The organism is Parasediminibacterium sp. HNIBRBA5674, from assembly GCF_056745525.1.
Window position 1 is genome coordinate 22,369 of sequence record NZ_JBQWIE010000009.1, and the last position, 20,262, is coordinate 42,630.

22 protein-coding genes are annotated in these 20,262 nt (G+C 35.0%); 8 read left to right on the plus strand and 14 right to left on the minus strand.

Annotated elements, in window-relative coordinates:
* Positions 1-8 precede the first annotated feature (8 nt).
* The 5 genes from ACT9TX_RS06295 to ACT9TX_RS06315 form a co-directional block, all read right to left on the minus strand.
* Complete coding sequence (locus tag ACT9TX_RS06295; protein ID WP_481337398.1) at positions 9-1,160, minus strand: helix-turn-helix domain-containing protein; 1,152 nt, start codon at positions 1,158-1,160, stop codon at positions 9-11.
* Positions 1,161-1,327: 167 nt separating this feature from the next.
* Positions 1,328-1,798: a ribonuclease HI gene (gene rnhA, locus ACT9TX_RS06300; RefSeq protein ID WP_481337399.1), complete on the minus strand. Its 471-nt coding sequence runs from the start codon at positions 1,796-1,798 to the stop codon at positions 1,328-1,330.
* Positions 1,799-1,865: 67 nt separating this feature from the next.
* Positions 1,866-2,654 (minus strand): PhzF family phenazine biosynthesis protein, encoded by a 789-nt coding sequence (locus ACT9TX_RS06305; protein WP_481337400.1) that lies wholly within the window; start codon positions 2,652-2,654, stop codon positions 1,866-1,868.
* Between the two features lie 108 nt (positions 2,655-2,762).
* Positions 2,763-3,014, minus strand: a complete 252-nt coding sequence (locus tag ACT9TX_RS06310) for a hypothetical protein (RefSeq protein WP_481337401.1) — start codon at positions 3,012-3,014, stop codon at positions 2,763-2,765.
* Between the two features lie 9 nt (positions 3,015-3,023).
* On the minus strand, positions 3,024-3,587 hold the full coding sequence (locus ACT9TX_RS06315; protein WP_481337402.1) for a sigma-70 family RNA polymerase sigma factor: 564 nt from the start codon (positions 3,585-3,587) through the stop codon (positions 3,024-3,026).
* A gap of 208 nt (positions 3,588-3,795) precedes the next feature.
* Between ACT9TX_RS06315 and ACT9TX_RS06320 the strand changes: the two genes are divergently transcribed.
* The gene (locus tag ACT9TX_RS06320) at positions 3,796-3,975 is read left to right on the plus strand and encodes a DUF6728 family protein (protein ID WP_481337403.1); all 180 of its coding nucleotides are present in this window, start codon (positions 3,796-3,798) and stop codon (positions 3,973-3,975) included.
* A 10-nt stretch (positions 3,976-3,985) separates the two neighbouring features.
* On the opposite strand, the gene ACT9TX_RS06325 is transcribed toward ACT9TX_RS06320, so the two are convergent.
* Positions 3,986-4,747 carry a DUF6089 family protein gene (locus ACT9TX_RS06325; RefSeq protein WP_481337404.1) on the minus strand — a complete coding sequence of 254 codons (762 nt, stop codon included), beginning with the start codon at positions 4,745-4,747 and terminating at the stop codon, positions 3,986-3,988.
* Between the two features lie 221 nt (positions 4,748-4,968).
* Here ACT9TX_RS06325 and ACT9TX_RS06330 point away from each other — a divergent pair, with 221 nt between their 5' ends.
* Positions 4,969-5,460, plus strand: coding sequence for a YajQ family cyclic di-GMP-binding protein (locus tag ACT9TX_RS06330; RefSeq protein WP_481337405.1), 492 nt, complete (start codon positions 4,969-4,971; stop codon positions 5,458-5,460).
* A gap of 100 nt (positions 5,461-5,560) precedes the next feature.
* Positions 5,561-5,812: a type B 50S ribosomal protein L31 gene (locus ACT9TX_RS06335; RefSeq protein WP_481337407.1), complete on the plus strand. Its 252-nt coding sequence runs from the start codon at positions 5,561-5,563 to the stop codon at positions 5,810-5,812.
* 159 nt (positions 5,813-5,971) lie between these two features.
* On the opposite strand, the gene ACT9TX_RS06340 is transcribed toward ACT9TX_RS06335, so the two are convergent.
* From ACT9TX_RS06340 to ACT9TX_RS06350, 3 genes are all read right to left on the minus strand, one after another.
* Positions 5,972-7,183: a DEAD/DEAH box helicase gene (locus ACT9TX_RS06340; RefSeq protein WP_481337408.1), complete on the minus strand. Its 1,212-nt coding sequence runs from the start codon at positions 7,181-7,183 to the stop codon at positions 5,972-5,974.
* 316 nt (positions 7,184-7,499) lie between these two features.
* A complete protein-coding gene (locus ACT9TX_RS06345; RefSeq protein ID WP_481337409.1) occupies positions 7,500-9,956 on the minus strand; it encodes a TonB-dependent receptor in 2,457 nt (818 codons plus the stop codon).
* Positions 9,957-10,227: 271 nt separating this feature from the next.
* Entirely contained in the window at positions 10,228-11,592 is a 1,365-nt protein-coding gene (locus tag ACT9TX_RS06350; RefSeq protein ID WP_481337410.1) for an alpha-amylase family glycosyl hydrolase, read from the minus strand.
* Positions 11,593-11,764: 172 nt separating this feature from the next.
* On the opposite strand from ACT9TX_RS06350, the gene ACT9TX_RS06355 reads away from it, so the two are divergent.
* A complete protein-coding gene (locus tag ACT9TX_RS06355) occupies positions 11,765-12,886 on the plus strand; it encodes a sensor histidine kinase (RefSeq protein WP_481337411.1) in 1,122 nt (373 codons plus the stop codon).
* Positions 12,883-13,587 (plus strand): LytR/AlgR family response regulator transcription factor, encoded by a 705-nt coding sequence (locus tag ACT9TX_RS06360; protein WP_481337412.1) that lies wholly within the window; start codon positions 12,883-12,885, stop codon positions 13,585-13,587. The genes ACT9TX_RS06355 and ACT9TX_RS06360 overlap by 4 nt, the downstream gene beginning before the upstream one ends.
* 10 nt (positions 13,588-13,597) lie before the next feature.
* On the opposite strand, the gene ACT9TX_RS06365 is transcribed toward ACT9TX_RS06360, so the two are convergent.
* From ACT9TX_RS06365 to ACT9TX_RS06375, 3 genes are all read right to left on the minus strand, one after another.
* Positions 13,598-13,915: an antibiotic biosynthesis monooxygenase family protein gene (locus ACT9TX_RS06365; protein ID WP_481337413.1), complete on the minus strand. Its 318-nt coding sequence runs from the start codon at positions 13,913-13,915 to the stop codon at positions 13,598-13,600.
* A 105-nt stretch (positions 13,916-14,020) separates the two neighbouring features.
* A complete protein-coding gene (locus ACT9TX_RS06370; protein WP_481337414.1) occupies positions 14,021-14,773 on the minus strand; it encodes an esterase family protein in 753 nt (250 codons plus the stop codon).
* Positions 14,774-14,785: 12 nt separating this feature from the next.
* Positions 14,786-15,403, minus strand: a complete 618-nt coding sequence (locus ACT9TX_RS06375; protein WP_481337415.1) for a GDSL-type esterase/lipase family protein — start codon at positions 15,401-15,403, stop codon at positions 14,786-14,788.
* A 373-nt stretch (positions 15,404-15,776) separates the two neighbouring features.
* On the opposite strand from ACT9TX_RS06375, the gene ACT9TX_RS06380 reads away from it, so the two are divergent.
* From ACT9TX_RS06380 to ACT9TX_RS06390, 3 genes are all read left to right on the plus strand, one after another.
* A complete protein-coding gene (locus ACT9TX_RS06380) occupies positions 15,777-17,009 on the plus strand; it encodes an alpha/beta hydrolase family protein (protein ID WP_481337416.1) in 1,233 nt (410 codons plus the stop codon).
* A 372-nt stretch (positions 17,010-17,381) separates the two neighbouring features.
* Positions 17,382-18,437 carry a sugar phosphate isomerase/epimerase family protein gene (locus ACT9TX_RS06385; RefSeq protein ID WP_481337417.1) on the plus strand — a complete coding sequence of 352 codons (1,056 nt, stop codon included), beginning with the start codon at positions 17,382-17,384 and terminating at the stop codon, positions 18,435-18,437.
* A 90-nt stretch (positions 18,438-18,527) separates the two neighbouring features.
* A complete protein-coding gene (locus ACT9TX_RS06390) occupies positions 18,528-18,650 on the plus strand; it encodes a hypothetical protein (RefSeq protein ID WP_481337418.1) in 123 nt (40 codons plus the stop codon).
* Between the two features lie 61 nt (positions 18,651-18,711).
* Here the strand turns inward: ACT9TX_RS06390 and ACT9TX_RS06395 are convergent, their stop codons facing one another.
* Both ACT9TX_RS06395 and ACT9TX_RS06400 read right to left on the minus strand, forming a co-directional pair.
* A complete protein-coding gene (locus tag ACT9TX_RS06395; protein WP_481337419.1) occupies positions 18,712-19,599 on the minus strand; it encodes a sugar phosphate isomerase/epimerase family protein in 888 nt (295 codons plus the stop codon).
* A gap of 86 nt (positions 19,600-19,685) precedes the next feature.
* Entirely contained in the window at positions 19,686-20,255 is a 570-nt protein-coding gene (locus ACT9TX_RS06400) for a gluconate 2-dehydrogenase subunit 3 family protein (protein WP_481337421.1), read from the minus strand.
* Positions 20,256-20,262: the final 7 nt, after the last annotated feature.

A 20,262-nucleotide genomic window follows, 5' to 3' on the forward strand; every position in this document is an offset into this window, starting at 1 on the left:
TAGTAGTACTACTGCTGGTGGCCCAAAAATTCTTTAGGGCTTTTACCAGTGGCTTTTTTAAAGGCACGGTTAAAAGTGGCTTTGCTATTAAATCCTGCATCGTAAGCGAGGCTCATAATAGTGAGGTTTGCATTGGCTGCATTTTGTAGTTGTTGTTTCACCTCTTCAACACGATACCAATTGATGAGGTCGTTGAAATTCATGGCAAAACCTTGGTTAATAATTTTTGATAGGAGAGAAGGATTGGTGGTCAAATGTTTAGACAAATCGGTTAGTGTTAACTCTGGATTTTGATACATTTTTTCAGTAACAACAGCTTGTAACACTCTGGCTTTCCAAGCTTCTAAAGCCTCGCTATTGTTAGCTTCTGTGGCTTTATCGGTTGTTGATTTTTCGGTAACTTCTTCAAAACTAATGTCTTCTGTGATGGCAGATTCTTGATTGATTTTTGGCAACAGTGGCGGTAATTGCTGCTGCAAAAAAGCTAGTTGATAATGTGCTTTGGTAACAATAGAATTAGAGTAGCCAGTGATAGCGATGTAGTAAAAAATGACTGCAAATAGTAGGTAGTACCACCAAGAATCTGTGTACTTGATACCAACATCGAAAAAATCGAGCAAGCCAAGCACAAGACTAGAGAAAAAGTAAATGAAAAAGGCAATTAAAAAGTTACGAATCCATTTGAAAGTAACATCATCAGCAAAAGATAATTCTTGGTAGATGATAGTTTTGTAATGCTGGTAATATTTAAAACTTAAGAGCAAATACACCAACAAACTCACTAAACCTAAAGCGACATACCACGTATTAAAATCAGGGTCGTTTTCGCCATCCATCAGGTAATAGCTTTTTAAAATTACTCTATCTACAATGGCTACCACCAAAATCCAAGTATTATAAAGTATGCCAGGTAAAAGATGTAGCCAATGCTTTTTTGTAAATGAAAAGCTAGGATTTAGACGCGTTTGGATATAGAAATAAAGCACCGGCCCCATGAGTAATGCCTGCTGAAAAGGCATGTAAAACAAGAAGTTTCTGCATTCAATACAATCTCTACCATCGTACCAGCCTGCAAAACCAAGCATCCATGGACAAATGAAGAAAATACACAGCAGGAGAAAAAAAGCCAACCATTTGTCGTGAACAGTTTCGTTTTTCATACCTTTTCTCAATAGTAAGAAGGCATAAACTAGGCCATGTATAAAAAAAATTAAAAGTAAGCCACTGTATTTGTTAAAGTGAAAAGGCATATTGCTGTTAGTTTCTACAATAAAGTAACGTATTTTCCAAAAATTTGTTACCGATAGTTGCCTTTTAGTATGTATTTCTAGCCTTCGTAACCAATATCTTCAATTAAGTTTCCGCCATCAGCAGCAGAAGTAGCTAGTTCATCGCAGCGATTGTTGTGTGGGTTATCAGCATGACCTTTTACCCAAACAAAAGTGATTTTAAACTGCTTTGACAATTGATAATAACGCGTCCAAAGGTCTTTGTTTTTTTTACCGCCTTTAAAGTCAGTTTTAATCCAGCCATCTAGCCAGCGTTTTTGAACGCTATCTACAATGTATTTACTATCGGTATAAATGGTGAGTGGAATGTTATTTTTCTTTAGGCTTTCAAGCGCTACAATTACACCCATTAATTCCATACGGTTATTGGTAGTTCTTCGAAAGCCTTGCGAAATTTCTTTACGTTTGCTGCCCCACATCATTACCACACCATAACCACCAGGGCCAGGATTACCACGAGAAGAACCATCAGTATAAATAATTAAAGGATGCGATTGTATTTCTGACATTATAAAGTGAATTGTAAAAAATGAAGGCTGCAAACATATCGTTTTAGCTTCTACTTTTTCAATGCTTTTAAGGTAAAAAATACTCACCTTTTATGTACAGCACACATTCACCACCAATAGCTACACGGTCACCTTTACTTTCGCAATACAAAACACCACCACGCTCTGAAATTTGTTTAGCAAGCATATTGGTTTTGCCCAATTTTTCTGCCCAAAAAGGAATTAAAGTGGCATGTGCAGAACCTGTAACAGGATCTTCCCCAATAACAGAATTTGGTACAAAAAAGCGACTTACAAAATCGCAATCATCACCAGGTGCAGTGGCAATAATACCCATAGCTTCAACTTTATTTAACCAATTAAAATCTGGTTTTAAGTCAGCCACTTCTTTTTGTGTATGATACACTAGTACATAATCTCTACTTTTAAGCATTGTAAACGGTTGGTGACCAATACTTTGAATTAAAGCCAATGGCTGATCGCATATTTGAGGCATTCTGCTTGGAAAATTCATTTCTAACAAGCCATTGCCTTTATTTGTTACATACAATGGCCCACTATTGCTATGAAATTCTATTTCTGTTTTTGAATAATTAAGATAATTGAAAATGACAAAAGCGGTAGCCAAAGTAGGATGACCAGCTAAATCCATTTCGATTTCAGGCGTAAACCAACGGATGTGAAAAATATCGCCATCTTGTACAAAAAAGGCCGTTTCTGATAAGTTGTTTTCTTTGGCTAATTGCTGCATTTGCTCAGTAGGTAGCCAACTTGTAAGTGGACAAACAGCCGCAGGATTGCCGCCAAATATGGAAGTTGTAAAAGCGTTAACTTGGTAAAAAGGATATGCTGTCATAAAGTTTCAATTAATAGCTGTTAGTGAATATAAAAACACCATTAGAAATAATTGTACCAAACTGAGAAATATGCAACAAATTGTGAAGAAAACATTGCCTTGTAAAAGTTATTGCACGCTTTTTAAAGCTGCACTCATTTTTTCTTTTGCTTCATTAGAAAGTGAAGCATCTAAGTGTTCGTGGTTATGCTTTGCATTTATTTTTATAAACCAACTTTGTTTTTCAAATAAACGGCAAGCGCTGCAAATGCCTAAGTGAAGCTTAAGCTTTATACTATCGAAAAAGCCGATGGCTTTCTCTTCTTTTTTAGAAATAAGATACGTTGCTTTTTTACAACTAATATTCACTAATCGCTTCATCACAATGCTTTAAATATTTACCCAGTTTTTTTCTAAACAATTTCGTAGACCCAACTTGGCACGGTGAATTAACACCCAATAGTTTGACGTAGTAATACCAAGTACCTTACAAATTTCTTCAGTATCTAAATCTTCAAGGTATTTCATTACAAAAACAGACTGCTGCATTTGCTGAAGTTTAGACTTACATTTTTCTAAAATGCTGTAAAACTCTTTCTTCTCAACGGTTTGGCTGTAATTAACACCCCATTCTTTTGGCGCATCTTCTTTTGTCCAATGTTCTACATCATCAAACATACTCGAAGTTGTATCTGCTTCAGCATACTGAATAATGCTGGTACTTTTTTTACGATAATGATCTATAATTTTATTTTTACAAATAGTATATAACCAGTTTTTTTCTGATGCAATACCTTTGTAACTGTCTTTATTACGCCAAGCACTTAAAAAAGTTTCTTGCACAATGTCTTCAGCAATACCAGCATCGTTTACACGCATCATGGTGTATTTAAATAGAGCATCGGAATAATTAGTAATCCAATTATCAGCGTTTAGTGTATGCTTGTTATCCATATTGGTAATTAATACTTCAAATTACCCGCAAAAACTTCAACAAAAAAAATTAACTCTATGAAAAATAATTAGTTGTATTGTTAAGATTCAAAATGCTGTTGTCTAAATTCACTTTGAGAAGGTTTTCGTTACCTCATATTTCTTAGTTAGTTTACTATTTGTACAACTAAAAGCAAAGCGTATTGTTGTATCAATATAATCTTACACAATGGGAATACTAAAACAACTCGCAGAATATTTGTACATTAAAAAACGTGACCCAAACGATGAGCGCACACAATGGATGAAATACATGCACGGCATGAATCGCATTTCGGTTTTTATGTTTTTAATAGCAATTGTTGTAATACTTGTAAAATTGGTAATTCTACCTATGTTCAAGCATTAAATTTCAGCAATTATCTTACGGTAGGGCATTTATAATTATTGCCAAATAATTTAACACCAACACCAAGTGATAAGCCATAATACTTATCGTTTGCTGAAGGGTTGGCGGCTTGGCTAAAGCCATCAATATAGTCGGAAAAAGTGAATCGGTAAGTAGCTTCTGCTCTAATGCTTATCTTGTTATTAACAGCATAGCGTAAACCAATACCAACAGGTATTATAGGCAAAATTTTTGGTGTTGCATGTAGTGTATCAATACCTAAACCAATAATAGCACTAGATTTATTATCAAATACTGTACGATTTATGCCGCTCCAATCTCTTTTTACATTTAATAAACTTACACCTAAACCACCAAAAACATACGGCGAAAAAGTACGGTAATCTCTTGCGCCATTGTCGCCCAAAAAGTTCCAAACTAAAACCGTAGAAAGCTCTGTAACCGATGTAGAAAATTTAAAATTACGTTGCTGCTTCCACGATGGGCTGCTGTATTGCGATTCATCATCACTAATTTTTCCGTATAACAAATTGGCACGAAGTGAAAAATAAGCATCTAGTTCTTTATTAACATACACACCAATTGCAGGTTTTAGGTTTTTTATAGAACCTAAAGCTGTATTGTTTAAATCGCCTTGATAAATAAGTGTACCCACGTTTACCCCAATTTCGTAATTACCTTTGATTTGGGCAGAAACTGTTGAAACATGGGTTGTAAATACAATGGCGAAAAGGGCAGTAGTTACCACACGGGTTTTGAGGTTAGAATTCATAACTGAAGTTTTAGTGTTAAAAAAATGGTCAGGTAGAATTCTTATTTGCGGCAAATATTTATAGTGTGAATTGATGGTTAATACAACAGAAAATTTCGTGCCTGTATTTACTACTAGATACCAGCTTTTACAGTTTTGTTGTGAAAGAAATCTTAAAGGTTTACGATAGCTTACAGTTACACCATAGTGAACTTGCTATTATATTTGCGTAAATTTTAGTTATGCCATCATTTGATATTGCCAGTAAAGTTGATTTGCAAACCTTAGATAATGCCATCAATACGGTAAAAAAAGAAATAGAAAATCGTTTCGATTTTAAAAATAGTCATGTAGTAATATCTCTAAATAAGAAAGATTATGTCGTAAATCTTGAAGCTGAGAGTGATATGAAGTTACAACAGGTAATTGATGTGATTATTAGCCGAAGTATGAAGCAAAGTATAGATGCGAATGCATTTGATTTTGAAAAAGAAGCTTACCCAAGCGGTAAAGTGGTAAAAAAAGAGGTATCGGTACGCAATGGTTTAAAGCAAGATGATGCTAAAAAAATAGTGAAGCTAATAAAAGATAGCGGTCTAAAAGTGCAAGCAGCTATTATGGATAATACAGTTCGTGTTACTGCTAAAAAAATTGATGACTTACAAGAAGTAATAGCACTTTGTAAAAGTGGAAATCTTGGCTTTCCGCTACAATTTGATAACATGAAGAGCTAGATTGAAATTTCATTTGGCTAAAAGGCTTATCAAGCTTACATTTGCCATCCATTAAAACATTTTATACGGCAAAATCCGTATAAGCCTTAAATAAAATTATATGAAACAAGGTATCCACCCTTCAAATTACCGTTTAGTTGTTTTCAAAGACATGAGTAACGGTACATCATTTTTAAGCAAATCAACTACAAACAGTAAAGAAACTATTGTTTGGGAAGACGGTAACGAATATCCAGTAGTTAAATTGGAGATTTCTAATACATCTCACCCTTTTTACACAGGTAAAAACATGTTGGTTGATACTGCAGGTCGTATCGATAAATTCAAAAAACGTTACGCAAAAAAAGACTAATCTCTTTTTAAATATTTCAAAAGCCCGTTTATTGTAAACGGGTTTTTTGTTGCCCAAGACTTAACAAAAAACAAAATCCCATTTCAATTTAATGAAATAGGATTTTTTATTCGTGTATACCGATAGCTATCGGGACGAGTAATGTTTTTCAAATTCGTGCTAGAATCTACGTTTTTTACCTCTAAACTGTTGTGAAGGTGCTTTCACATAAGTGGTTACAATAGGCGTTACTTCAGGCATTGCGTAAGGATGTTCTTTTTCTACTGGTAAAGTTTTACCAATTACTTTGTGAATATCACGCAAGAACATTTTTTCTTCCATATCGCAGAAAGAATAGGCTTTACCACTAAAACCTGCACGACCTGTACGACCAATACGGTGCACATAGGTTTCAGGAATATTAGGTAATTCAAAGTTAATAACGTGAGACAGTTCATCAATGTCAATACCTCTAGCGGCAATATCTGTAGCCACTAACACACGGTTTTTGCCATTTTTAAAGTTCTGCAACGCTTGTTGTCTTGCATTTTGCGATTTATTACCATGAATGGCTTGCGTTTCAAAACCCGATTTTGTTAAGTGTTCTGCTATTTTATTGGCACCATGTTTTGTACGTGTAAATACCAATGCACTAGCAATAGATGCATCTTGAAGTAAATGAACCAACAACTTCTTCTTATCGTCTTTATCTACAAAATACACTTTTTGGTCAATGGTATCGGCAGTAGAAGATACCGGCGAAACCTTTACCATTACTGGATTACTTAAAATGCTATTTGCCAATTGTTGAATAATAGGAGGCATGGTTGCAGAGAAAAACAAGGTTTGTCTTTTGGCTGGTATTTTAGTAATAATGCGTTTTACATCTTGTACAAAACCCATATCAAGCATTCTGTCTGCTTCATCTAAAACAAAGGTTGTAAGGTTGTTTAAGTGTACAAAACGTTGGTTCATTAAATCTAACAAACGGCCCGGTGTTGCAATAACAATATCAATGCCTTTCTTTAAGGCTTCTACTTGATGAAATTGAGAAACACCGCCAAAAATAACAACGTGCTTTAGTTTTAAATGTCTACCATAAGCTACAAAGCTTTCGCCAATTTGAATAGCGAGTTCTCTTGTAGGCGTTAAAATCAATACTTTAATGCCGGTATTGGTGTTGCCACATTCTTTCTGTGTTTGTAATAATTGTAAAATAGGAATAGCAAATGCTGCTGTTTTACCTGTACCAGTTTGCGCACAACCTAAAATATCGCTTTGGTTTAAAATTACAGGGATGGCTTGTTCTTGAATAGGTGTGGGTTGCGTGTAACCTTCTTCTTGTAAGGCTTTTAAAATGGGGCTAATTATGCCCATGTCGTTAAATGTCATAAAATGTATTTGAGCTAGCTATACAAATAGTACAACTGCAAATGAATATTGTGCTGAAGATCATTGCTGAAAACCGCTAATGATGAGTAAGTAATAATTGTCTGGAGAAGTGTGACAAAATACCTGCGGATAAAAACTAATGCGCCAAAGCGTTTTATTAAGAAAAAATAGGGTACGGAATGACAAATTCTTTTCTTAACAATGTAAAGATGCAGTAATTAATTTACATAACCTATTAATATTTACAAACAAAAACAGGCTACCTAATAAAGATAGCCTGCTTGCTGTATGAAGGATTTTAAAACGATGCGGATAATTAGTTGCCAGATTTTACACGTTCTGTTTCGTCTACACTGCTTCTTTTACGTTGCGTATTACCTACTTTACCTTTGCTAAAGCGGTAAGTGAAGCTAATATTTGCTACTCTGTTATCGTTTCTATTTTTAAATGTTAAGTCAATATCATCGTATTTAGCATAGCCACTTGGCTGTTGCAACCAGAAAATATCTCTTACATTTAAACGAATAGAGCCTTTATTTTTAAGTACAGATTTTGAAATACCTGCGCCAATTTGACCTAATGGTTGAATATACATAACACCTTCTAAGCCACCTGTACGGTAAAAGCCACTTATTTCAGCATTCCAACCTTTACCAAGTTTAAATGAGTTACTACCATTAACCATAAACATTGGTGAACTTAAATCTACAACAGCATTGTTTACCAAACCTCTAAAACGGTTGCTAAGTAAATTGGTGTACAAATTAAGGTTCCACCATTTTGTAATTGGTGCTTGACCTGAAATGGCAATACCAAACTGATCTAAAGTGGCAATGTTAGCTTGCTTAACAAACGTTTCGTTGGTAGCTGTACGTTGTTCAATTACTTGTTGTATAATATTATTTACCTTTGTATAGTTCAATGTTGTGCTAATGGCACCACCCATGAACAAATGGCTTAACTCAATATTATCGCTAAACTGTGGTTTTAAACCAGGGTTACCTTGTTCAAAAGTGTATTTGTCAAGATATTCAACAAATGGATTTAATGATTCGTAATCTGGTCGGTTAATTCTTCTACCATAGTTTAATGAGAATTGGTTTTTATCGTTTAATGTATAGCTAATGTAGGCAGTTGGAAATAACTGCGTATAAGTGGTATCAAATGTTGCATTACCAATTAATACTTTAGCCAATTGGTCACCCTTTGCATGTGTATTTTCTAAACGTAAGCCTAACTGTACAGACCATTTTTTGTTCAATTGTTTGCTATAATTTACGTAAGCAGCATTAATATTTTCTTTGTAAATAAAGTGATTGCTACGGTTAAAATCTGGCTTTTCTTGATTGTTAATAACACTATCATATTTAGCATTATTATCAGTTTCTACATAACTTATTTTAAAGCCAGCTTCAATTTTTGCGCCTTTCTTCAATGGTAATGTAAAGTCAGATTTTGCACTATAGATGTTAATGATAGTAGGTAAGTTGCTGTTTAAAGTATCACCAGGCAATACAGGATTTCTATTTTTATCAAAATAGCTATTAATTAACTGACCATGATTAGTGCCATTGTAACCAGCATAATCAATATCTATAGTAATTTCTTTACCAGTGCTGTCAAATTGATGACGGAAATTGAAGTTGGTACTTAAGTTTTTAAAGTTTTGAGCAGATGGTACATCAGCAATTGTAATATTTTTCAAATTGTTAGTAGCATCATAAATTCTCGTATCGCTATTGCCAGTTCTTGCAGTATGATTATTAAAGCCATTTACAACAAAACCATAAGTTGTGTTCTTGGTGGCAAAAAAGTCAGCACCAAGTTTTGCACTATGACCGTTTCTTTCGTCTGTCATTACCGAATTTTGCTTGAAAACTGACACTAATTGTTTGTTGCTGTTTATAAATTTTCTTTCTAAATCCAACTCTTGAAAGCCTTCTCTATGGTTGTAACTGTAATTACCAAACAAATTCCATTTACCGTCACGGAAATTCATGTTAACGCTTTGGTTGGTTTTTGGGTAAACGCCTTGACCATAACCTGCCGTTACAGAGCCATTTAAACCTTTCAACTTTGTTTTTTTGGTTTTAATATTAATAACACCTGCATTTCCAGAAGCATCAAATTTTGCAGGTGGATTGGTCATTATTTCAATTTGGTCTAATTGGCTAGATGTCATGCTACGCAACATATTGGCTAAATCTGCCGCTCCTAAATAAGAAGGTTTACCATCAACTAAAACAACCACACCACTTTTACCTTTTAGACTGATATTGCCATCTTTATCAACCGAAATCCCTGGTGATTTTTCTAAAACCTCCAAAGCGGTAGAACCAACATTCGTAACAGATGCTTCAACATTTACAATAGTTCTATCAAGTTTAATTTCTACCAATGGCTTTTTACTTGTAACTACTACATCCGTTAGTTGTTTATCCAAAGCAGCCAATACAATTGCTTTTAATGTAACCTCATTTTTAGCTGCAGTTAATTCAAACGCTTCGCTATAATATTTTTTGTAGCCTACACTTTGTACAGCCACCAAATATTTAGCATTGGCTATTTTTTCTATTTCAAAATTGCCGTCTTTATTGCTTACGGCAATTTTTACAATGCTACTGTCTTTAGCTCGTAAAAGGTTTACAGTAGCGGCTTCTATTGGTTTAGCACCGCTAGAAATACTACCATTTACTTTACCTGAATTGTTTTGCGCTTGGCTTGTAAAGCTGAATAATCCAAGGGCAGTTAGTAATGCGAAAATCTTTTTCATGATATTTTGTTTGATTAGTTTATAGTTCTTGTGTTTGATTATTACAGAACAAAACTAGTTACCTTGCATTGCATAGTACATTGCTTTAGCATAAACGGTGCATTGCAAGGATAAAAGGTAAATAATAAGGGTTGTTTAAAATTTAAAAATTAAAACCAAGCCATTTTTAAACGAAATGTGGTAAAAAAGGTTACAGATATGCCGAAAAAAGAAAAGGCTACCACAGATATTTAGACCTGTGATAGCCTTTAAGAAGCTTTTTAATAATAAACTAGTACTGATATACCAAATAACCCCAAGCTGGTAATATTATTGCTTGGCCAGATTTTAGAATCTCTTTTTTATTGGTAAATAGTTCTGTTGCCTCGCCATCAACAATCGCATTATTAATAGTTACGCTTTGTGGCGTTTTAGATAGATTGGCAATCACAACTACTTTTTTGCCATTATTTTCTCTCACAAAAGCATAAACCGCATCATCAGCAGTGGTAACAAGTTTTGTGAAACTCGCATTGGCAGCTAAGGCAGCATTATTTTTTCTAGCATTAAGTAATGCTTTGTAAAAATTTGCTCGTTGATATTTACCAAACTGAATAGCGTTTTTATAAAAGAAACTAATACTATCAAGCTTTGGTTCTTCTTGGCCGGTATAAATTAATGGTACACTATTTTTTAAAGTTTGCGTAAGCACAGCAAATGGTGCATGGCTTTCACCAGGCATGGTTGCATAATCGGCTTTGTTCCAGCTATTTTCATCGTGGTTGCTGGTAAAAAATAAGCGCAATGCATTTTTAGGAAAACTTGTATCGGTTTTATTGATGGTACTATCTAAGGCAATGGCTTTTCTTTCACCTTTTGCAATTAGTTTCATCATGTTAAAGTCGTTCCAAGTATAGGTTTCATCAAAACCAGCCGTATGTAACCAAGGCTTATCACCTTCAGCAAGCATAAAAATGTTCTTTTGTTTTTTTAACTCAGCAATACATTTTTTCCAAAAAGCCTTTGGTACTTCTGGTGCTACATCACATCTAAAACCATCAATATTGCTTTCGGTAATCCAATATTTCATACAAGCAATCATACTATCGCACAATGCAGGATTGTTGTAATTTAGTTTACGTGTGTCAGTCCAGTCAAATGGTGAAACAGGCTTTTTAGTAACGCTATCAAGTACATAAAAATCTGGATGTTTTTCTAGCCAATAATGATCTGCACCTGTATGATTTGGCACCCAATCTATTACTACTTTAAAGCCCATGTCATGCGCTTTTGCTACCAAATCTTTCCAATCTTGTAGCGTACCGTATTCAGGATTAATGGCTGTATAATTTGCAACAGCATAGTAACTACCAAGTGCACCTTTTTTGTCTTTTACACTTATTGGATTGATTGGCATAAACCAAAGGGTTTGTACACCCATATCTTTTAGTCTATCTAAGTGCTTTTCAAAAGCTTTAAAAGTGCCTTCTTGTGTGTACTGACGAATATTCACTTCATAGATGTTACCCTGCATTATCCAAGCAGGATGCCCGTCGATTTTAGCTGTATCAGCGTTACTTATTGAACTATTTTGGTTACTACAAGAAGCAAAAAACAGCAATACAAATGCTGCAAGAAATACGTTTTTCAAATGCATAACAATGTTTTAGGGGCTAAAAATACTAGTTATTGTGTAAAATAAACACATTGATTGTAGCAAAAAACTGCATTTACCGATTGATTACTTTGCTTTACCCATAATGTAAAACCTGTAGCTTATTGTAGGTTTATGTTTGCGGTATTATTATGCATATTTAAATACCCCCATTTTGAAGAACAATAAGAAAATACTTACCATCATTATACACGCAGCTGTTTGGGGCTGTTTTTTTCTGTTGCCTTTTATTTTCAGGCCGCAAGGTCGCGACGTACCAATGAGTATTAGCAACCGATTTATTGCAGTATTTACAACCAACGGTATTTATTTAGTTGCATTCTACTACTTTAACACATTGATATTGTTGCCAAAACTCTTGTTTCAAAAAAAGTGGCTTTGGTATGCAGCAAGCATCGTGGCTTGCTTGGTAGTATTTATGTACGTACCAAGAGAAATTGCCAATTTGATAGTACCACCAGAAGACTTCCCTTTTAAAATGGAAGCTTTTAAACAGCAGCAACATAATCACTTAATAGATACAGCAAAACAGTGGCAACAAATGCGACCAAGAGGTGGTATGCGTGGTGGCTCTCGTTTTATATTTTTTCCTGGTTCTAATGCCATTTTCTTTTTAGTTTTTTTAATAAGCACTTGTATTTCTGTAACACAACAATGGCTTAAATCTGAGCAAACAAAAAAGGAAGTTGAAACGGAAAAATTAAACACAGAATTATCATTTTTAAAGTCACAGGTAAACCCACATTTCTTCTTTAATACCCTTAATAATATTTATTCTTTGGCAGTAGTTGGCAGCGAAAAAACCGCACCGGCAATTATGAAGCTATCGTCTATCATGCGGTACATTTTAACCGATACACAAAGTGATACTGTGCCAGTTGAAAATGAGGTTAATTTTATCAATAATTTTATTGATTTACAACGTGTGAGATTAACTGATAAAGTAGTGGTAGCTTTTATTACAGAAGGCACTATTGCCAATCAACAAATTGCGCCTTTGCTATTTATTCCTTTTGTTGAAAATGCATTTAAATATGGCGTAAGTACCAAAGAAAATTCTACCATTTCTATCACCATTAAAGCAACAGAAACTGCTGTGCATTTGTACACAACTAATACCATTGTAAAAGCAGATAACGGCATTTTAGATACAACAGGTATTGGAATTAATAATGTAAAAAGAAGACTAGACTTATTGTACCCTGATAAGCATAACTTAGTAATTACAAACGATGGTAACCAGTTTTTTGTAACCTTAGATATAACGATAAAATGATTAAATGTATAGCAATAGATGATGAGCCTTTGGCGCTACAATTAGTTACACAGTACTGTGAAAAAGTGCCTTTTTTACAACTAAAAAAAGTATTTACTAATCCTGATGAAGCGACTATTTACTTGCATCAAAACCCGGTAGATTTAATTTTTTTAGACATTCAAATGCCAGATGTAAGTGGGCTGCAATTTTATAAAAATCTGTCTGTTGCCAATAAACCACAAGTAATTTTTACCACTGCTTTCAAGGATTATGCAGTAGATGGTTTTAATGTAGATGCTGTTGATTACCTATTGAAACCTTTTGAGTTTGATAGGTTTTTAAAAGCGGTGTATAAAGCAAAAGAATACATGGAATTTTTGTCTTCGCAAGACTTACAAATGAGTTCTATTTTCATTAAAGCCAATTACGAAATGATGAAAATAAACTTGAAAGATATTGACCTGATAGAAGCGCTAGATGACTACATAAAACTCTATATAAAACCTTCGCCAATACTCACTTTAATGACCTTAAAAGGCATTCAAGAAAAGCTACCTTCAAAAGAGTTTATACGTATTCATAGGTCGTATATAATTCCTATAGCCAAGGTTGAAAAATTTAGCAAAAGCAAAGTATTTGTTGCTGGTAAGGAGTTACCAATTGGTACTAGCTACGCAGATGTTTATGATGTGTTATTGCAACGTGTAAAGACAGATTAATAGCGGCAAATCATTTTTCAAAACCATAATCTCTTTCTACCAAGCAAATGCGTGTTTTATAGCATTCGTACCACTGTTGCCTACCTAGCTTTTGCGCAAGCAAATGATCGGTTTGTTGTTTCCAAGCTTTTATATCATTAAGGCTTTGCCAATAAGATACCGTTATACCTACACCATCTCTTGCACTTTCATGACCAAGATATCCTACTTGTTGCTGAGCAAGTTCTACCATTAATTCACTCGTTTCATTATAACCTGCATTATCATTAGTTTTTAGCGATGTAAAGATGACCGCATAATAGGGTGGTAGTGGTGTTTTGGCTATCATAAAATGATATATTTTCTCGCAGATTGCGCTGATTAACGCAGAAAAATTATTACACCAATCATGAGTATAATTCGTGTAATTGTTCAAAAATTCGTGTCATGAAAGTTAGAAATACAATTGCACCATTTGGCTCCAATATTGTGCTTTATGAGCCTCACCTTGCCAAATGAAAAACTTGTGGTTAATACCTTTCTCTGTTAAAATATTATCTAGCAACAAGTTATTGGCTAAAAAAGCATCTGTTTCACCAATGGCTATTACAATCTCTAATTGATTTAATTTACTAAGCGTTGCTTCGCTTTTTATATGTGGTAAATATTGCGTAGGCTGATGCATGAAAATTTGTTGATCAATATAGCCTTCAAACAAATCTTCAAAATAGGCTAGCTGAATAGTAATATCATATCTACCACTCATACCTACCACTTTACTAAACAGTTGTGGGTATCTAAAAGCCAAATTAACTGCATGATAAGCACCTAAGCTACAGCCTGCCGAAATAATCTGATGGTTACTATTTTTTTGTTTAACAAATGGCAATACTTCTGTGAGTATGTATTTCTCAAACAGTTCGTGGCGCTTAATGCGGTCTGATGGATGTAGTTCTTTATTGTAAAAACTATCTTTATCTACACTATCTACGCAAATTATTTGTAATTCTCTAGCATCTATTCTTGGTGCTAAAGCATCAATCACTTTCCAATCTTCATAATCGTAAAAATGCGCTGTACGTGTAGGAAAAAACAGTACAGGTTTGCCACCGTCACCAAACACCAATAATTCCATGTCTCTCCGCAAGTGAGGGCTATACCACTTTTGATACTCTCTTTTTATGGCATGGCTTGCTTGGTAACTCATAACGATTTTTGTTTAAATGGTTGACAATAAATGAAGCGACTTGGCTGCAAGTGTTTCATCAATTATGCTTTTCCATAGGGCATAGCCTTTATCGTTTATGTGCAATCCTTCGGCTTCAAACAAATCTCTTCTAGGATATTTATTGGCATCAAGCATGCTATCATAAATATTTACAAAATACGTCGCATCGTTCATGCGCTCTATTTCTTCGGCAATAATTTTATTGGTAAATTTTATTTGGTCTATAATATTAAAGCGTCTAATACTTGGTTTTATAGAAATATACACAACAGGTATATTGCCATATTTTTCTCTAATGCTTGCTATTGCTTGCTTAAAAAAAATAAATACTTCTTCGGGATGTCTACCATCGCCAAGATCATTATCGCCTGCATACAATATCATGGTTTTAGGTTGCAAGCCTTCCATTATCCTATCAAAATACCACACACAAGCTGCCAAAGTAGAACCACCAAAACCTAAATTGATAGGGTTGTATGCTGAATAATCTTTACTTAAACCACGCCACAATCTAATAGAGGAACTACCATAAAACACCAATTCAGGCTTGTAAGCAACTGTTTCTTTAATTATCTCAAGGCGTTTTACATCTTCCTCGTACCAAAACATACACGTAACAATTTAGTAACGCAACAAAAGTAAAGGCTTATAGATAAATGCTAGAGCTTTTTAACGAATAAACGAATAAATAATGTTTCAAAAGTAAAAGCCTTTATTAGGGTAATATTATTATAGATAAAACTTAAAGAGAAGTTAACATTACCTGCAAAAATATATTATAGGTGGTGTAAAATAGCACCCAAGTAATTAGCTAAACTTCTTTTTGTTTTGCTAATGCTTCTGGTAAGTAGCACTTAGAATATTTTTGGCAATGGTAAGAATGCTGTTGGTGGGGTCAGGCTTTACCATTTGCCACAATCGTTTTTTGTTGTTATTTTAAACACTAGTTAATCATTTGCGTCTTTAACAAAAACAAACTGGTATGAAATATTTAGTGACTATTGCTTTTTGTGTGGTAATGGTAGGTTGGCTTTTTGGTTGTAAAAAAGCTGACTCAACTACCGCCATACCTAACACCACGGATAGTTTTTCGGTTACTGTAACTAGTGGCTATGGTAGTGGTAAATACAAAGTGGGCGATACGGTGAATGTGTTTTCAGCCCATTATACCGATGCACAGGTATTTAACACTTGGGCTGGCGATGCAAACTTGCTTAACGCACCTAACGAATGGCATACTTGGTTTGTAATGCCTGCAAAAAATGTTAGCCTATCTGGTAGTGTTAAAGCCGCTGCAACATATAACCTTAGACTTGAGCAAATACAAGGTAGAGATAGAAAAAAGCCTGTGTACTATTATTTTCCTGCAGGGCATAAAGGCTTTGTGTTTTTGCTGCATGGTACTGGTGGTAGGGCTATATACACGGTAAATGATTTTGAATTTACACAACTAATAAAAGACTTGGTGACGGATAATTTTGGTGTCATTATTACCGAGGCAGAAGAAGCAACCACAGTTGTAGATGCCAATGGTAATGGTAAATTGCAATGGAACGAAACGCCTTTAGATTCGGTTACTAATGTTGACTATGCCAATATTAAAGCAATAACAGACACCTTTTACAATCGTGGGGTTACCAATCGGGGCAAGTTGCGCTATAGTGTTGGCATGAGTAATGGCGGGTATTTTTCGTCTTTTTTATCGTACATGTTTAAGTACAAAGCTGGTGTAAGTTATTGTGCACAAACTGCAAATGCATTGGTTCAACTTAGCAGCACACCGTTTCAGTTTTGTATGGCTAGGTACGATAATAATGACAATGTTGGTGCTACTGGTAATGCAGCTGCATTAACCAATTATACCAATTTATTGGCAAAAGGTATTTGTAGTAAATACTCTATTAAAGAGCATTGCCCTATTTATCCTGAACGTTTTGCAAGAAGAGGTGATATTTCTACTAGTCAATCTATTGCTGTGTTTAATGAGCTAAAAGCCAAAGGTTATATTGATAACAAAGGTTATTATATTGGTTTCTCTGATGGGATGGTGAGTGCTTACACGGCTAATCCTACCAGTTTTACTGTGCTTAATAGTTTGAATGGCTTTCAGAAAGCATTTGTGATACAGCAAATAGATTTATGTGTAGCTGACCATCAAATGTATAGTGACTATAATAGGGCTGCATTGAAGTTTTTAAATACACAGTGTCAGTAGAGTATTTCTCGCAGACGACATTAGTTTCTCGCAGATGTCGCTGATTACGCTGAAAATAGAAAACCATAGAGCAAAAGATGCAACAGAGCAATAGTTTTAATTTCTCTTAGATACCGCTGATTACTCAGAAAATAGAGAACCACATGGCAAGGAAGCAATGTATAAGATACTTGTAAGTCTTCTATCCTTGGTTGCGCTGTGTTTTTGTAAAATACTTCGCTTTAATAAAAGCCCCAAAGCGAACAAGATGCCGCAGTTTGCGCAACGAAGCTGTAAAGAAATACTACAATCGGTAAACAAAAAAAGAAAAACTTGAACGATTTGTTTGTAAAAACACGTTACTTCATCCTCGCAAAAATAAATGCTTTCTGTATGACAACTATTAAAGGCCCTGCCGTTTTTTTAGCGCAGTTTTTAGGTGATGAAGCACCGTTTAATTCGTTAGATACTATTTGCCAATGGGTTGCTAGCCTTGGCTTTAAGGGTATTCAAATACCAACTTGGGATAGCCGTTGCATGAACTTACAATTGGCGGCAGAAAGTAAAACCTATGCCGATGAATTGAAAGGAAAAGTGGCTTCTTATGGGTTAGAAATAACCGAACTTTCTACGCACTTGCAAGGGCAGTTGGTGGCGGTAAATCCTGCTTACGATGTAATGTTTGATGGCTTTGCGCCAAAAGAAGTACATGGCAATAGTGCTGCAAGAACAGCTTGGGCGGTACAACAATTAAAATATGCCGCAAAGGCGTCGCAGAATTTGGGTATAGATGTTCATGCTACTTTTAGCGGTGCATTGGTTTGGCCTTATGTGTACCCTTGGCCACAAAGGCCTGCAGGTATTGTAGAGGCTGGTTTTCAAGAATTAGCAAAGCGATGGTTGCCAATATTGAATGCGTTTGATGCTTGTGGTGTAGATGTTTGCTATGAAGTGCATCCAGGTGAAGACTTGCATGATGGCGTAACGTTTGAGATGTTTTTAGAAGCTACTGGCAATCATAAACGTGTGAATTTGTTGTACGACCCTTCGCATTTTGTATTACAATGCCTTGACTACTTGCAGTACATAGATTTTTACCACGAGAAAATTAAAATGTTTCATGTAAAAGATGCTGAATTTAACCCAACAGGCAAGCAAGGTGTGTATGGTGGTTATCAAAGCTGGGTAAACCGTGCTGGTAGGTTTAGAAGTTTAGGTGATGGTCAGGTTGATTTTAAGAGCATTTTCTCGAAGCTAGCACAATACAATTACAAAGGCTGGGCGGTGCTAGAATGGGAATGCGCCATTAAAGACAGTGTACAAGGTGCTACAGAAGGCGCTGCTTTTATACAAAACCATATTATAAAAGTGACTGAAAAAGCATTTGATGATTTTGCCAATAGCGGTGCAGATGATGCAGCGAATAGAAGGATATTGGGGATTGGTTAATTTGAGATTTGGGGTTTATGATTTGAGATTATTTGTGTAGCATTTAGAAATTAGTTGCTTCAACCAATGTACGATTTCTACAACAACAATATGGCTAGAAACATCTCTAGAATTACCATTAACGCTAGCTTAGAAAAAGTTTGGGCTACAGTTACACAACCTGTATTTGTGAAACTTTGGCAATATGGTAGCGATTTAATTATGATTTTATAGGTAACAAAAAAGGATTGAGATGTAAGCTCAATCCTTTTTTTGTATACCCAAAATCTGTTGGTTAAAACTTCAATTTCTTCATGTAGGCTGCATCTTTTTTAGCACTTTCAAGTGGTGTTGCAGTATCGTAGCGTTCTTGTTCTACTACAAAATATTGCATACCATTTGCTTTTGCAACTTTTAAAATTGGTGCGTAATCAATAACGCCTTCGCCTAAAACGCAAGAAGAATTTTGGTCGGTAGCTACCGCATTCTTCATTCTATCTTTTACATGACAAAGTGTAAAACGATTTTTATGTTTGGTAAAATAATCCGCAGGATTTACGCCAGCAGTAACTGCCCAATAAATATCAAGCTCAAAAAATACAGTACTTGGATTGGTATTTTTTAGCATCACATCAATAGGTACTTCACCATCCATTTTCTTGAAAGAATAATCATGATTGTGGTAAGCGAATTTTAAACCGTTTTTTTTGCAGATGTCACCGCATTTATTAAACTCGTCGGCAGCTTTTTTAAAGTCATCAATACTTTTTTGTGGCCCCAAATAAGGTGCAATTAAGTATTTCATACCTATTTCACCTGCCTCAGCGGCTTTGCGTTCAAAGTCTTTTCTAAAGTCACAATGGCTTGATACTATTTGCATACCTAAACCGCCAAGATAGCTTTTAAATTCTTTATTCGTCATGCCCCAAAAAATACCTTTAGCGCCTTCAAAGCTTTCTATTTGGTTATAGCCAAAATCGGCAACTTGCTTTAAAACACCTTTAGGGTCTTTGGGCAAATCGTCTCTTAACGACCATAACTGTATACCAAATTTATGTGTAGTTACACCGCCGCTTACTTCGCTAAACCATGAGGCTGCTTTTGTAGTGGCTGATGGTAACAAAAAGCCCGCAGCAGCTAGTGCTGAAAGCTTTAATAATTCTCTTCTTTTATTGTCAGACATAATGTTGTTTAATTAAAAGTGAATGGTCAATAGTCAATAGTAATTTTGACTAATCATAAATCTCAAATCCAAAATCATAAATCAATTTATGTTGCCCAAGCTTTATCACCTTTTTTGTATGTTGCACTACCTTCAAATCTACCAGGTACTTCTACATAGCGTAACACTTTTGTAGCGCCAACTTCAGATGTAAAGAAGCCAAGTAAGGTTGTTTCTTTTAACATTCTAAAGTAATGGCTTGGCTCGTCTTTTTTCTTGCTATCTTGATATGCTTTTTGCTCTTTATCAAGTGCTGTTAAAAATTCAGTACGTTGTTCTGATGTACCTTTAATAAAGCTAGTGTTGTATTTTTTATTAAAACCCTCTTCTAGCGATTTTATACCGTCTGCAAATATTTTTTGATCAGCAACAGTATAACAATCTTGTACCATCATTGCAATAAAATCACCCACTTTTGCTGCTTTAGCACCAGGTGTAGCCGTTGCTGGTAAAATAGTTTCTGCTATTTCGTCAAACAATGCAACATCGCTTTGTTTAAACAGTTTGTTTACTTGTGTATCGGTTAAGCCGCACCCTGAATTGACAAACATTTCTGCGCCAATAATGGTGCCGCCTAGCAGTAATCCTAATCTTGAAATTACTTCACGTCTATTCATTGTAAAT